Below are 12,665 nucleotides of genomic sequence, written 5' to 3'. Positions count from 1 at the left end.
CGCAAGAAGGCCCCGCTATGCCGGGGCCTTTTCCATTTCGGTGGCAAGCAGCCTCTGCTGTTCGTGCTCGTCAAACGCCATCAGATTGCCGTGCCGGCTGCGGCGTATCCTGTTCATGTGGTCGCGGGGGCTCAACCCCAATGTGCGCTTGAACATCCGCGAAAAATAATAGGGATCTCCATATCCCACTTCTGCCGCCGCAGCCGCAACTGAAAGCCCGGCTTCAAGAAAATGCATGGCACGTTCCATGCGTTTGAATTCCTGATATTTCCTCGGCGTGCGCCCCACCCGTTTCTGGAACTCACGCAGGAAATAGTCGCGATTATAGGGGGCTGCGTCGGTCGCCCTTGCGGCGATTTCAGGGTCGAGCGGATTGGCGGAAATCATCGTGATCGCTTTCATGACAGCCAGATCCAGGGCTTCGGCACCTTCCGGCTGGAAACTCGGACGGTCGACCCATCCGAGAAATGCATCATCGATAAATGCGATCAGCAACACCATGAACAGGTGATGCTGGCCAAGCGTGACAGAGGAGGGTGGAGCGCTCTGCCGATAGTGGCGCACCAGCGGCTCCAGCAGCGGCCAGCGGCTCAGCGAAAGTTTCGGCTTGAGGTCCATCTGCGCGACAAGGTTGTGACGACCGTAAATATCCAACGTGAAATGCTGTGCCACTCCCCGATAGGTGACGGCCTGTTCATTCCAGCCGATAAAATGCTGCCCCCTGAAAATCAGCATGGCGTCGCCAGGCTCCAGCACCCGTGCTTCACCGTCCACGAGATAATGCCCGCGACCCTCCAGGCAGATAATGAGATCGTCCACCTGATTGGATTTGTCGATCTGCCAGGTGCGGGAGTGCTCCATCTTGATCGTGGCGCGCGTGAGATTAAGCGTGAGCGCCGCAGGCGGAACGGACGAGAGAATACCACCTTCGATTTCGTCCATCTTTTTCCTCGTCTTTGTTAATTCACCTTGGCTCGGAAATTTGGTTTTGTCACCTCACAAACTGCTAATGCGCGCCGTATCAATGAGGGAGGAGATCGGCTGCGGCGAGAAATCGCGCCATCATGCGCCCGCCGTCAGCCGTTCCGGGAGAATCACTTGCACAAAATTGTATTCTGTTATCCGCGCCTTTCCGGGGTGGGGGAGGAGCGTCATGAAATCTAATCGCTTCCTCGGGCTGGGATATCTGACGCCCTACATCATCGGACTTCTGGTTTTCACGGCGATCCCGTTTCTGGGTTCCCTGTATCTCAGCTTCACCCGCTACGACCTGATGAGTGACCCCACATGGGCGGGACTGGCCAATTACGAGCGGCTCTTCACCCGTGATCGCACGTTCATGAAATCCCTGAACGTCACCCTGTTTTATGTGTTTCTGACGGTGCCGTTGAAGCTTGCCTTCGCGCTGTTCATCGCAGCGATACTCAATTACAAGCTGCAGTTCATCAATTTTTTCCGCACCGCCTTTTACGTTCCGTCCATCCTCGGCGGTTCGATCGCGATTGCGGTGCTGTGGCGCTACATCTTCGCCAGCGAAGGTCTCGCCAACATGGCACTGGCGGCAATCGGCTTGTCGCCGGTCGACTGGTTTGGCGATCCCGCCAATGCGCTTTTTACAATTACGCTGCTGCGCTGCTGGCAGTTCGGTTCGGCCATGGTGATCTTTCTCGCCGCGCTGCAATCCATCGACAAGTCGCTTTATGAGGCCGCGGCAATCGACGGCGCAGGCAAGGTAAAGACGTTCTTTTTCATCACCCTGCCGCTTCTGACGCCGGTCATCTTTTTCAACCTGATCATGCAGATGGTTCAGGCATTCCAGGAGTTTAACGGGCCTTACATCATCACCCAGGGCGGCCCGTTGAAGTCTACCTACCTGCTGCCTCTCTATATTTACGATGAGGCTTTCAAGAAGTTCAACATGGGCTATGCCTCCGCCATCGCCTGGGTTCTTTTCACCATCATCACCGTGCTGACCCTCGTGGCCTTCTGGTCCTCGAAAAAGTGGGTCTATTACGCTGGCGACAAGCGGAATTGATGCCATGACCGATATCGCAACCTTAAACGACATGCAGGCCGCCCGCCGGGCAAGGCTCCGGCTGTTATCGACCTCTGTCCGGTACACGCTGCTGTTCGCGGTCGGCTTCATCATGCTCTATCCGCTGATCTGGCTGGTCGGTGCAAGCTTCAAGACCAATTCCGAGATCTTTTCCGGTGCAGGTTTCATTCCTGAGACGCCAACACTGGACGGTTACATTCGCGGCTGGGAGACCTCCACGCCCTACACGTTTGGCCGGTTTTTCTGGAATTCGTTCCTGATCATCCTGCCGAAGGTCATCGGAACGGCGATTTCCTGCACCATGGCGGCCTATGCCTTCGCGCGCTTCGATTTTCCGCTGAAGAAAATCCTGTTTGGCTCGGTCATCGCCATCCTGCTTTTGCCCAATGTCGTAACCCGCATTCCGCAGTATATCCTGTTCCGTGACCTCGGCTGGCTGGATAGTTTCCTGCCGCTATGGGTTCCCTCGGCACTAGCCGGTGACGCCTTCTTCGTCTTCATGCTTGTGCAGTTCCTGCGCTCGCTGCCCTCGGATATGGAGGAAGCCGCCCGTGTGGATGGCGCCAACAGTCTGCAGACGCTGGTCTACATCGTCGTGCCGATGCTGGCGCCGGCGCTGATCTCGGTCTGCCTTTTCCAGTTCATGTGGACGATGAACGACTTTCTGGGACCGCTGATCTACCTGTCCTCGGTCGATAAATATCCGGTGAGCCTGGCGCTCAAACTCTCCATCGACACCACCGAAGCCTTCGAATGGAACCGCATCCTGGCGATGTCGGTGCTGACGATCGCGCCTGCGCTCGTCGTGTTTTTCGCGGCGCAACGGTATTTCATTGAAGGGATCTCGTCTGGCGGGGTCAAGGGCTGAAAATGGCAAGCGTTCAACTTAAAAATCTCGAAAAAGTCTATGGCGGCAGCTTCAAGGCCGTGCACGGCATCAATCTCGAAATCGAGGACGGCGAGTTCATGGTTTTCGTCGGCCCGTCCGGCTGCGCCAAATCCACCACGCTGCGCATGGTGGCGGGGCTGGAGGAAATCACCGGCGGTGAAATCCTGATCGGAGATCAGCGCGTCAACGACCTGCCGCCCGGCAAGCGCTCCATTGCCATGGTGTTCCAGAACTATGCGCTCTATCCGCATATGAAGGTGCGCGGCAATCTTGCTTTCGGCCTCAAGATTGCCGGTGTTGCCAAGCCCGAGATCGAGAAGGCAATCGACAATGTCGCGCGCATTCTCGAAATCGAGCCCTTGCTGGATCGCCTGCCGAAACAGCTTTCCGGCGGGCAGGCGCAACGTGTTGCTCTGGGCCGTGCCCTCATCAAGAAACCGGGCGTGTTCCTGTTCGATGAGCCCCTTTCGAATCTCGATGCGAAGCTGCGCGCTTCCATGCGTGTGCGCATTACCGATCTGCATCGCCAGCTGAAGGCGGAGGGCCTGTCTTCGACCGTCGTCTACGTGACGCACGATCAGACGGAAGCCATGACCATGGGCGACCGTATCTGCGTCATGCAGGCCGGGCGCATCATGCAGGTCGCCACGCCGAAGGAACTCTACAACCGGCCCGCCAATCTGTTCGTCGCCGGTTTCATTGGCATGCCGGAAATGAACCTTGTGGATGTGGCGATCGACGGGGCGGAGTTCGTCATCGGCGGGCAACGTCTTCCGATAGGCGACCATCTGGAAAAGCGGCTTTCAGCCAGACCGGCGGACGCCGTCATCGGCATCCGTCCGCAGCATCTTTCGTTAGCCGGTGAGGCCGATGGGCCGGCGCTGCAGGCGAAACTGACCAACGCCGAATTCATGGGGCACGAGGTCTATCTGCATGCCGATCTGGGCGGACAGAAGCTCGTGAGCGTGGTGGGAGCAGCCGAATTCGAGGCGCTTGGGCGCGACGGCATTCTGCGACTGAAGCCGGACCCCGAGAAGCTGCATATTTTCGACAAGGCCGATGGCCGCAATGTCTCGCTGTGAGGAGGGGACGAGCGTGCCTGATTTTTCGAGGAGGAGAAGAACAATGAAGATGACGAGAACAATGGCGATGCTGGCCGGTGCTGCCTATCTGGCCACGGTGGCTGCGCCTGCGGTGGGTGCCGCGGAACTGCGTATGTCGTGGTGGGGCGGCGAAAGCCGTCATGTCGCCACTCAGAAGGCGATTGCCGCCTGCGGTGAAAAATACAGCCACACGGTCAAAGGTGAGTTTACCGGCTTCGATGGATATCTGGAAAAACTGACCACGCAAATGGCAGGTAAGACGGAGGCTGATATCGTTCAGGTGAACTGGCCATGGCTGCCGCTGTTTTCCAAGAATGGTGAAGGTTTTGCTGATCTGCGTCAGCTGAAACCTCTCGATCTTTCGCAATGGGCCGAGACGGATCTGGAAGCGGGTTCTATGAACGGGGTGCTTCAGGGCCTTTCAGTCTCCACCACCGGCCGCGTGTTTTTTTTCAACGCCACCACCTTCGAGAAGGCTGGTGTTGAAATCCCCAAGACATGGGATGAATTCTTCGCGGCAACAAAAACCATCAAGGAAAAGCTCGGCAAGGATCACTACACCTTCAATGCCGTAAAGGAGACTGCCCAGCTTCTCGTGACACTCGCCGTGGTGCAGAAAACCGGCAAGGATCTGGTCGACCCCAAGACCAACCGTGTCGCCTGGACGCCGGAGGAACTGGCGGAAGGTATCTCGTTCGTCGGCAAGCTGGTGGAAACTGGCTCCATTCGCTCCCAGAAAGAGGAAGCGGCCGATGGCAACGTCAATCTTTATGAAAAGCCGTCCTGGTCCGAAGGCCGTATCGCTGGTTCCTATGAATGGGATTCCACCTATTCGAAATATGCCGATCCCCTGAAGGATGGGCAGGTGCTGAAACCCGTGCCGATGCTGAAGCTCGCCGATGCCGTAACGGAAGGCGTTTATCGCAAGCCTTCCATGGTCTTTTCTATCTCGAAAAACTCGAAGAACCCTGAAGCAGCCGCGCAAATCCTGAACTGCCTGCTGAACGAGCCTGAGGGCATCGATGCGCTTGGCACTTCTCGCGGCCTGCCTGCTTCCAAGGCTGCGGCGCAGCGTCTGGGCGACAAGGGTGAGCCGGAAGTGCGCGCCGCCAACGCCATCGTCATGGCGGCATCTGGACCGGTAGTTTCGCCCTTCAACGAACATCCGGAAATCCGCTCCGGCTTCATCGATACGCTGGAGGAATATGCCTATGGCCAGCTGACGGCGGAAGAGGCGGCTGAGCAGATCATCGATACCACCAATGACGTTCTGGCCAAATTCGATTGACGACAATGGCCCGCCGCCCCTGCGGCGGCGGGCTCTTTATCCGGTTGCCGGGTGACATGGGCATTCCCGCCGATTGTTTTGGCGGGGCATGCACGAACAACGAGAAACGAGCATGAACGAACCCTCTATCATCGCGCTTTCGGCGCGAACGGCGGCGCTTTGCCTCGCCGTACCCGGTGCGCGATATCACCTGCCGCAGACGGCATGGCGGCTGACTTCGCAAGATGGTGATTTACGAACCGGAAAATCCGCCACCGTGGTGACGCTGCTGCATGATCTGCGTCCGGATACGCGGTATGTGTTCGAAGCGGATGGGTTCGCAAGCCTGGAGTTCAGGACAGCGCCCTGCGCGGGGCTTGTCGAGGCGACGGCATTTTCGCTGACGCCGGATATTGCGCTTGACGACGAAGCCGGCGCACGCGCCAACGCCCGCGCTCTGGAAGAGGCAGTTGCCGCCGTGCCTGCGGGCGGCACGTTGCGATTTGCTGCCGGCCTTTGGACAGCGTTTCCCGTGCGGTTGAAAAGCGACATGACGTTTCATCTTGCGGAAGGGGCCGTGCTGCGCGCACCCTCCACCCGCAATGGCTGGCCGATCCTGCCTGCCCGCGATGAGACGGGCCGCATGCTCGGCAGTTGGGAAGGGCTACCGGATGCCTGTTTCGCTGCGCCGGTCCATGCCATCGGCGCAGATAATCTCGTGATCGAAGGCACAGGCGTTCTCGATGGTTCCGGCGACAGAGGCGACTGGTGGAGCTGGCCGAAAGAAACCCGTGACGACGCGCGCCGACCGCGCGGCCTGCATCTCGTTTCCTGCCGCAATGTCGGGCTTTTCGGTTTCACCATTCGCAATGCACCGTCCTGGACGGTCCATCCACAGGGGTGCGAGACCCTGACAGCGGCGGGTCTCACAATCAGCGCTCCGCATAACAGCCCCAATACCGATGGCTTCAACCCGGAAAGCTGCCGCAACGTGACGATATCAGGCGTGCGCTTTTCAGTGGGCGACGATTGCATTGCTGTGAAGGCAGGCAAACGCGGGCCAAACGGCGAGGACGACCATCTGGCGGAAACACGCGGCGTCAGCGTGCGCCATTGCCTGATGGAGCGCGGCCATGGCGGGCTGGTGATCGGCTCGGAAATGTCGGGTGGCGTGCATGACGTAACGGTAGAGGACTGTGACATGGTTGGCACGGATCGCGGCCTGCGTCTCAAGACGCGGCGGGGCCGTGGCGGTTCAGTCAGCAATGTCACCATGCGCCGCGTGTTGCTGGATGGCGTGCAGACCGCGCTTTCCGCCAATGCCCATTACCATTGCGATGCCGATGGGCATGACGGCTGGGTGCAGTCCCGAGACCCTGCACCTGTAGACGACGGGACCCCGTTTATCGACGGAATAACTGTCGAAGATGTGGAAATCCGCCATCTGGCCCATGCCGCCGGCGTCTTTCTCGGTTTACCGGAGGCCCCAATCCGCAATATCGCCATTCGCAATCTCACCATCGTCTCGCATGATCCTGTAGCCGTGGCCACACCGCCGATCATGGCCGATGGGGTGCGCCCCATGCTGCATGAGGGGATCGTTTTCGAACAGGCTGAAATCATTTGCGACGATCCTGCGCTGCTAAGCGCCTCTGGCGTTTCCCATTCACAGATTTCAATCGAGAAAACCCATGAAAGCCACTGATTATTTTGATCAATTCGCCAGCCGCTATAGGCACTACAAGGGCGGGAGCTGGTGTTATGAGGATGGCTGTGTCTATCGAGGTTTGCAGCACCTGTTCGAAGCGACCGGCGACCGGCGCTGGAACGAACATCTGCATCGTCTGGCTGACACGCAGATAGCGGCAGACGGAGTGCTCGCCGGTTACGATCCGCAGGAATACAATATCGATCACATCCTTGCCGGTCGCATTCTGTTTCCTCTGGCAGCGGAAACGGGCGATCCGCGTTATCTCGCTGCGGCGGAACATCTTGCGGGTCAACTCCGCAGCCATCCGCGTACGGGCGCCGGTAATTACTGGCACAAGAAGCGTTATCCGCATCAGGTCTGGCTGGATGGCCTTTATATGGGACTTCCTTTCCAGATCGAATATGCGCAGGCGACTGGTGACGCCGAACTGATCGACGATGCGCTACAGCAATTCTCAACCGCACTCACGCTGACGGCGGATGCCGGTGGGCTCTATGTCCATGGTTATGACGAAAGCCGCAACCAGCGCTGGGCCGACCCCGTGAGCGGCCAATCCCCGGCCGTATGGGCCCGCGCCGTCGGCTGGCTCGCCATGGCGCTGGTCGATGCGTTGGTGATGTTGCCGGCTGATGGCGCAACGATCGAACTTCGGGAACGCGCGGGCCTGCTTCTGGCCGGTATTGTTGCCAGGCAGACTAAAACCGGTCTCTGGATGCAGGTACTGGACAAACAGGATCTTGCCGGAAACTACGAGGAAACCTCCGCTTCGGCGATGTTCGCCTATGCCTTACTGCGGGCTGCGCGGCTGGGGCTTTTGAAGGGCGAGGAGGCAAATGTGGCTCTTTCGGCGGGCCGGTCCGCGCTTGAGGCCCTGCTTGAGAGACAGCTCAAGGTGGACGAAGAGGGTATCGTCCGTCTCACCGGCATTGTGCATGTCGCGGGCCTCGGCGGCTTCGAGGGCAATTATCGCGATGGGTCTCCGGATTACTATCTGACCGAGCCGGTTGTATCCGATGACGCCAAAGGCGTCGGGCCGCTGATGATGGCCTATGCCGAAAGCCTGCTTTTGGCATGACGGCGCGGTCATCTTAACGGGCACAGGGTGTTTTGTGGCATGAGATCATGCCACTTTTGCCAAGATCACCGTCTGGATCAGGCCCTGTTTTTTGTGGTTCGCGATGGTGATCGTGCCACCGAAGCGCTCGATGATTTCCCTGGCGATGGCAAGACCCAACCCCACACCAGGGATCGATTTTCGCCGCCCTAGATCGACCCGAAAGAAGGGCTCGAAAACCCGGCCGATCAGTTCCTGCGGAATGCCAGGGCCCTCATCGCGGATTGTAACGACGACCTCGCTCTCGTCCTCGGTTAGATCGATCCGTGCCGTTTTGCCATGGGTGACGGCATTGAGGATGAGGTTGCGCAAGGCTCTTTTAAGCGCAAGTGGAGCGGCCTTGATGATCATGGCGGCTTCCGGTTTCATAAAGTCGAGCGCATCAGCGTAACCGAGATCAGAAAGTTCGCTGACGATTTCGCCGAGAAGCCTGCCGATATCGATCATCTTGACGGTATCCTGGCTCACTTCCTCGCGCACAAGCAGAATGGCGCTATCCGCGATGGCGTTCAGTTCCTCGAGGTCCGCCAGCCATTTGCCCCGCTCTTCGTCGTTTTCGATGAATTCTGCCCGCAGGCGCATGCGGGTCATTGGGGTTCTCAAGTCATGGCCAGCGGCTGCGACGAGGCGCATTCGGCTTTCCATTGCCGCCTTCAGGCGGCGGGCGAGTTCGTTCAAGGCCCGCGCCGTGGCGCGGATTTCACCCGGACCTGTTTCCGACAAATGGGGTAGCGAACCATCGGGTCCGATGCTTGCCGCAGCGTTTTCCAGCATGTCGAGGGGGCGGGTGATCTTTCTGGCGGCGAAGATGGAAACAGCAGCACTGCCAAGAATGATCAGCCCGATCCACATGCCGAAAATCTTCCAGCCGCCCGGGGGAGGACCCATATGCGGAATTTCCGCGACCAGCCATCCGCTTTTTTCCAGCGCTATAGCCGCCACCGGGGCATGCCTTCCCGGCGCGCGGATCACAATTGCGGTGCGCGGCTCGCCAACCTGTGCAAGGGCCTTTTCTAGAAACTCCGAAAGCATTCCATCGAGATCACCTTCAGGCGGCTTCTGTTCGATGCGGAAATAGCCGGGTTGTTGCAGCGAGGGGTCGCGTTCGGCCATGGTCACGGCAAAGGCAAGGCTGCGGGCAACGGGCTCGATGGTGGCATCTGGCGGCGGCGGCTGCAATGTCTGATCGGCCACCACAGTTGCAAGCGCGATGACTGCGATGATGGAGACGATCAACAGTGCGGCGATACGGTTTCTGAGCGAGCTCATCGATGCACCGGCAGGGTTCTGACCTGAACCGTCATCTGGTAACCGCCATTGCGAACGGTCTTGAAGATTGGAGCCCGGGCATCGGTTTCGAGCTTCTTGCGCAACCGGCTCATCAACACGTCGACGGAGCGGTCGAACGGTCCCCGGTCCTTGCCCTGCGTAAGATCGAGCAGCTGATCGCGGGAAAGAAGCCGGCCGGGCCTGTCGAGGAAGACTTTCAGCAGATCGAACTCCGCCCCCGTCAGCTCGATCCTCTCACCGCCGGCGTGGATGACGGAGCGCTGTTCCGGATCGGCGGTGAAGTCCGCAAAACCATAAGCGGTGGATGAGCCGCGAGGTACTTCCTGAGGTACTGCGCGGCGCAGCACGGCCTTGATCCGCGCCGTCAGTTCTCGCGGATTGAAGGGTTTGCCAAGATAGTCGTCGGCGCCGATTTCCAGCCCGACGATCCGGTCGACATCCTCCTTGAGCGCTGTCAGGAGAATGACGGGCGTGCGCGGCCGGCGGCCTTGGAGATCGCGGCAGATATCGAGGCCGGAACCATCCGGCAGCATCACGTCGAGCACGATGAGATCCGGATCGGAGCAGGCGAACTGTTCTTCGAACTCACGCCTGTCGGCTGCCATCGAAACGCGAAACCCCTGCGAGCCGAGATATTTCGCGAGCAATGTGCGTATCTCCGGATCATCATCCACGATCAAAATATGTGTCACCGAAACTGTCGCCATATCATCCAACCTTTTGATGCCACTATACATAAGCGGTGCAAAGAAACGGTGGATTTTTGCAACGAAAGCTTGCTGCGGCCGCTCTGGCAACATTCGGTTACAAATAGGCCGCGCGTGGAATAAGACCCGCAACATTCGGACCAAAGCCGGAAACGCTTAGCTCCTATCGTCTTCTCAGGTTGGAAAACGAAAAGGAAGGTAAGATGAGAAACGCTCTAATCGCCACCGCCGTCGTCGTGACAACTGTTCTTGGCGCTTCGGCCACCTCCCGGGCTGCGGAGCAGGGTGAACCAGTGCCGCAGGCATCGGAACAGGCCATGCCGCCGCTGGCCAGTCCTGACTTCGGTTCGAATAGTGGTCTGGAGCAAAGGCTGCCACATGGCCGCAAGATGGCCGGGCCTGAGATGCTACGCCCGGATATGATGGGGCCGGATATATTGGGGTTGGCGACGAAACTTTCGGCAGCGGAAATCTATCTCGGCGTCACACCTGAACAGCTTGGTCCGTGGCGCGCCTATACCACTGCGCTGATCGATCTTGTTTTGCCCACTTCGGAACTCAAGCCATTGCCGCCGAAGGGACCGGGTGCGACGGGGCTAGAGCCGCGTCTTGCCGGTGAGGAACTGGCTGGCATCACACTGAAAAAGGCAGAACTGGCTAAAGCACTTCAGGACGCAGCGGCTACGCTGAAACCGAAACTTTCGCCGCAGCAGGTGCAGAAGCTTGCTGAACTCGAACGCGCATTGATGCCGCCTCCGCCTCCCGTCGTCCCGCATGATGGCCGTGCACGAGACGGTCGTATCGAGCCTCCGCATGGCGACAGGATGCCGCCGCTGCCTCAGGCAGAGCGGGGCTGACGCCACTCTTCAAAGTTTCCTCCTTTAATAGCCCCCCAGCAAAGGAGGAAATCAGCCGGAAACGGCTGAAGCCGGGGGATCGCTCGCCTGCGATCCCCCGCGTGATTTTAAAGCGAGAAGATGATGATGAGATATTTCTACCTAGTGCTGGCGACGGTTTTTGGTTTGAGCTTCGTCTGGTCGGTCGCTGCGGCCGGTGACAGGCCGGTGCGAGATCCAGCGGCGAAATCCCGGCAGGAAGAACAGTGGCACCAACCCGTCTGTGCCAAGGAACGGCGCGAAAATGCACACGGCAAGCGTCGTCACGACGCCTGCCGCAAGGCATCCGCCAGAAAGTCTGTTGCCGCCTATGAATGGATCGAAGCAGACAACGGCTTCATCCTTGTGAAACACGACATGAGGTCGGTTTCTTCTTTTGAGTAGACCGGCCGGACAGGACAGGACGATGAAAATGGCTCGCAAAGCAGGTGTGGCGCTGACGGTTGTCGCGCTCGCCCTGGGTGGCTACTGGTTTTCGTCACAATATACGCGGGCCGCAACGCCCGGTTATATCACCTCGTCTGTGAAGCGCGGTGATATCGAGCAGACTGTTCTGGCGACTGGAACGCTCAAACCCGTTCGTCTGGTGGCCGTCGGCGCGCAGGCCTCCGGTCGCATCACCGCCGTCAAGGTCGCACTTGGAGATACGGTCAAGGCGGGCGACCTCATTGCCGAGATCGATTCCGTTACCCAGAATAACAGCCTGCGCACGGCGCTGGCAGCGCTTGCCAACGTGAAGGCGCAGCGGGTGGAAAAGCAGGCGACACTTGTTCTCAACCGCAAGAGCCTTGTCCGCCAACAGGAAATGGTGTCGAAAAATGCCGCCTCCCGTGCGGATTTCGAAAGCGCCACTGCAGCGCTCGCAGTCACCCAGGCGCAGATCGAAGCGATTGACGCCCAGATCGAGGAGGCACAGGTCGCTGTTGAAACGGCAAAGGCCAATCTCGGCTATACGAGGATCACCGCGCCCATCGAAGGCACTGTTCTGTCTATCGTCAGCCAGGAAGGGCAGACCGTCAACGCCACGCAGTCCGCGCCGACAATCGTGATCCTAGGCCAGCTCGACCGGATGACGGTGCGCACGGAAATTTCCGAAGCAGATGTGACGCGCGTAAAAGCCAGTTTGCCAGTTTACTTCACGGTGCTGGGTGAGCCGCAACAGCGTTACGACGCGACGCTTACGTCCATTGAACCGGCGCCTGAATCAGTGCGCAGCGACTCCAGCTTCAGCTCCTCGACGTCTTCCTCGACCACATCGTCCTCTTCCAGCACCTCGTCGTCAGAGGCGATCTATTATAATGGCGTGTTCGAAGTGCCGAACCCGGACGGCAAGTTGCGCACCTATATGACGGCGGAGGTCCATATCGTCCTTGGTGAAGCGAAGGACGTGCTAACCGTTCCGGCGGCGGCCCTTGGTAGCAAGGGCGCCAACGATGACTATGCCGTGCGTGTGCTAGACACCGATGGCAGAATTTCCGAACGCAGGGTCCAAATCGGTCTGAACGACAAGGTAACGGCGGAAGTACGTTCCGGCCTTGCCGAGAACGAGCGCGTGGTGACCGGCGAACTTTCCATCGACACCACCAAAAACGCCGTGCCGGGGCCTGGTGGCCCGCCGATGGGTTTTTGAAC

General features: G+C 58.9%; 12 protein-coding genes. 9 read left to right on the top strand and 3 right to left on the bottom strand.

All coding sequences use genetic code 11. From position 1 onward, the window contains the following. Nucleotides 1-15 precede the first annotated feature (15 nt). Nucleotides 16-942 carry a helix-turn-helix domain-containing protein gene (locus AC1DCP_RS17665; protein WP_003517910.1) on the bottom strand — a complete coding sequence of 309 codons (927 nt, stop codon included), beginning with the start codon at nt 940-942 and terminating at the stop codon, nt 16-18. A gap of 211 nt (nt 943-1,153) precedes the next feature. Between AC1DCP_RS17665 and AC1DCP_RS17660 the strand changes: the two genes are divergently transcribed. The 6 genes from AC1DCP_RS17660 (at nt 1,154) to AC1DCP_RS17635 (ending at nt 8,101) form a co-directional block, all read left to right on the top strand. Continuing rightward, nucleotides 1,154-2,035, top strand: a complete 882-nt coding sequence (locus AC1DCP_RS17660) for a carbohydrate ABC transporter permease (protein WP_003517909.1) — start codon at nt 1,154-1,156, stop codon at nt 2,033-2,035. A gap of 4 nt (nt 2,036-2,039) precedes the next feature. Next, nucleotides 2,040-2,924 (top strand): carbohydrate ABC transporter permease, encoded by an 885-nt coding sequence (locus AC1DCP_RS17655; RefSeq protein ID WP_019566471.1) that lies wholly within the window; start codon nt 2,040-2,042, stop codon nt 2,922-2,924. Nucleotides 2,925-2,926: 2 nt separating this feature from the next. Beyond that, nucleotides 2,927-4,027, top strand: coding sequence for an ABC transporter ATP-binding protein (locus tag AC1DCP_RS17650; RefSeq protein WP_035199333.1), 1,101 nt, complete (start codon nt 2,927-2,929; stop codon nt 4,025-4,027). A gap of 43 nt (nt 4,028-4,070) precedes the next feature. Continuing rightward, entirely contained in the window at nt 4,071-5,336 is a 1,266-nt protein-coding gene (locus AC1DCP_RS17645; protein WP_080850063.1) for an ABC transporter substrate-binding protein, read from the top strand. A 112-nt stretch (nt 5,337-5,448) separates the two neighbouring features. Next, nucleotides 5,449-7,020 carry a polygalacturonase PglA gene (gene pglA / locus AC1DCP_RS17640; protein ID WP_476774506.1) on the top strand — a complete coding sequence of 524 codons (1,572 nt, stop codon included), beginning with the start codon at nt 5,449-5,451 and terminating at the stop codon, nt 7,018-7,020. Beyond that, complete coding sequence (locus tag AC1DCP_RS17635) at nt 7,007-8,101, top strand: glycoside hydrolase family 88/105 protein (RefSeq protein ID WP_080850065.1); 1,095 nt, start codon at nt 7,007-7,009, stop codon at nt 8,099-8,101. The genes pglA and AC1DCP_RS17635 overlap by 14 nt, the downstream gene beginning before the upstream one ends. Nucleotides 8,102-8,146: 45 nt before the next feature. Here AC1DCP_RS17635 and AC1DCP_RS17630 read toward each other — a convergent pair whose 3' ends face one another. Together AC1DCP_RS17630 and AC1DCP_RS17625 are read right to left on the bottom strand one after the other, a co-directional pair. After that, nucleotides 8,147-9,409, bottom strand: a complete 1,263-nt coding sequence (locus AC1DCP_RS17630; RefSeq protein ID WP_421611892.1) for an ATP-binding protein — start codon at nt 9,407-9,409, stop codon at nt 8,147-8,149. Beyond that, a complete protein-coding gene (locus AC1DCP_RS17625) occupies nt 9,406-10,167 on the bottom strand; it encodes a response regulator (protein WP_049790347.1) in 762 nt (253 codons plus the stop codon). Before AC1DCP_RS17625 ends, AC1DCP_RS17630 begins: the two co-directional genes overlap by 4 nt. A 173-nt stretch (nt 10,168-10,340) precedes the next feature. On the opposite strand from AC1DCP_RS17625, the gene AC1DCP_RS17620 reads away from it, so the two are divergent. The 3 genes from AC1DCP_RS17620 (at nt 10,341) to AC1DCP_RS17610 (ending at nt 12,663) form a co-directional block, all read left to right on the top strand. Then, the gene (locus tag AC1DCP_RS17620) at nt 10,341-10,994 is read left to right on the top strand and encodes a hypothetical protein (protein WP_080850228.1); all 654 of its coding nucleotides are present in this window, start codon (nt 10,341-10,343) and stop codon (nt 10,992-10,994) included. A gap of 126 nt (nt 10,995-11,120) precedes the next feature. Further along, entirely contained in the window at nt 11,121-11,417 is a 297-nt protein-coding gene (locus AC1DCP_RS17615; protein ID WP_080850229.1) for a hypothetical protein, read from the top strand. A 22-nt stretch (nt 11,418-11,439) separates the two neighbouring features. Next, nucleotides 11,440-12,663, top strand: a complete 1,224-nt coding sequence (locus AC1DCP_RS17610; RefSeq protein WP_421407195.1) for an efflux RND transporter periplasmic adaptor subunit — start codon at nt 11,440-11,442, stop codon at nt 12,661-12,663. The last annotated feature ends 2 nt before the right edge of the window (nt 12,664-12,665 follow it).

Source organism: Agrobacterium sp. 10T429 (assembly GCF_056393925.1).
Note: the sequence above shows the minus strand (reverse complement) of the source record. Positions and strands in the feature narration are given on the sequence as shown.

Coding starts and splice junctions, on each gene's coding strand:
- AC1DCP_RS17660 (WP_003517909.1), top strand. CDS start 1,154: ATGAAATCTAATCGCTTCCTCGGGCTGGGATATCTGACGCCCTACATC.
- AC1DCP_RS17610 (WP_421407195.1), top strand. CDS start 11,440: ATGAAAATGGCTCGCAAAGCAGGTGTGGCGCTGACGGTTGTCGCGCTC.
- AC1DCP_RS17620 (WP_080850228.1), top strand. CDS start 10,341: ATGAGAAACGCTCTAATCGCCACCGCCGTCGTCGTGACAACTGTTCTT.
- AC1DCP_RS17630 (WP_421611892.1), bottom strand. CDS start 9,409: ATGAGCTCGCTCAGAAACCGTATCGCCGCACTGTTGATCGTCTCCATC.
- pglA (WP_476774506.1), top strand. CDS start 5,449: ATGAACGAACCCTCTATCATCGCGCTTTCGGCGCGAACGGCGGCGCTT.
- AC1DCP_RS17615 (WP_080850229.1), top strand. CDS start 11,121: ATGAGATATTTCTACCTAGTGCTGGCGACGGTTTTTGGTTTGAGCTTC.
- AC1DCP_RS17655 (WP_019566471.1), top strand. CDS start 2,040: ATGACCGATATCGCAACCTTAAACGACATGCAGGCCGCCCGCCGGGCA.
- AC1DCP_RS17645 (WP_080850063.1), top strand. CDS start 4,071: ATGAAGATGACGAGAACAATGGCGATGCTGGCCGGTGCTGCCTATCTG.
- AC1DCP_RS17625 (WP_049790347.1), bottom strand. CDS start 10,167: ATGTATAGTGGCATCAAAAGGTTGGATGATATGGCGACAGTTTCGGTG.
- AC1DCP_RS17650 (WP_035199333.1), top strand. CDS start 2,927: ATGGCAAGCGTTCAACTTAAAAATCTCGAAAAAGTCTATGGCGGCAGC.
- AC1DCP_RS17635 (WP_080850065.1), top strand. CDS start 7,007: ATGAAAGCCACTGATTATTTTGATCAATTCGCCAGCCGCTATAGGCAC.
- AC1DCP_RS17665 (WP_003517910.1), bottom strand. CDS start 942: ATGGACGAAATCGAAGGTGGTATTCTCTCGTCCGTTCCGCCTGCGGCG.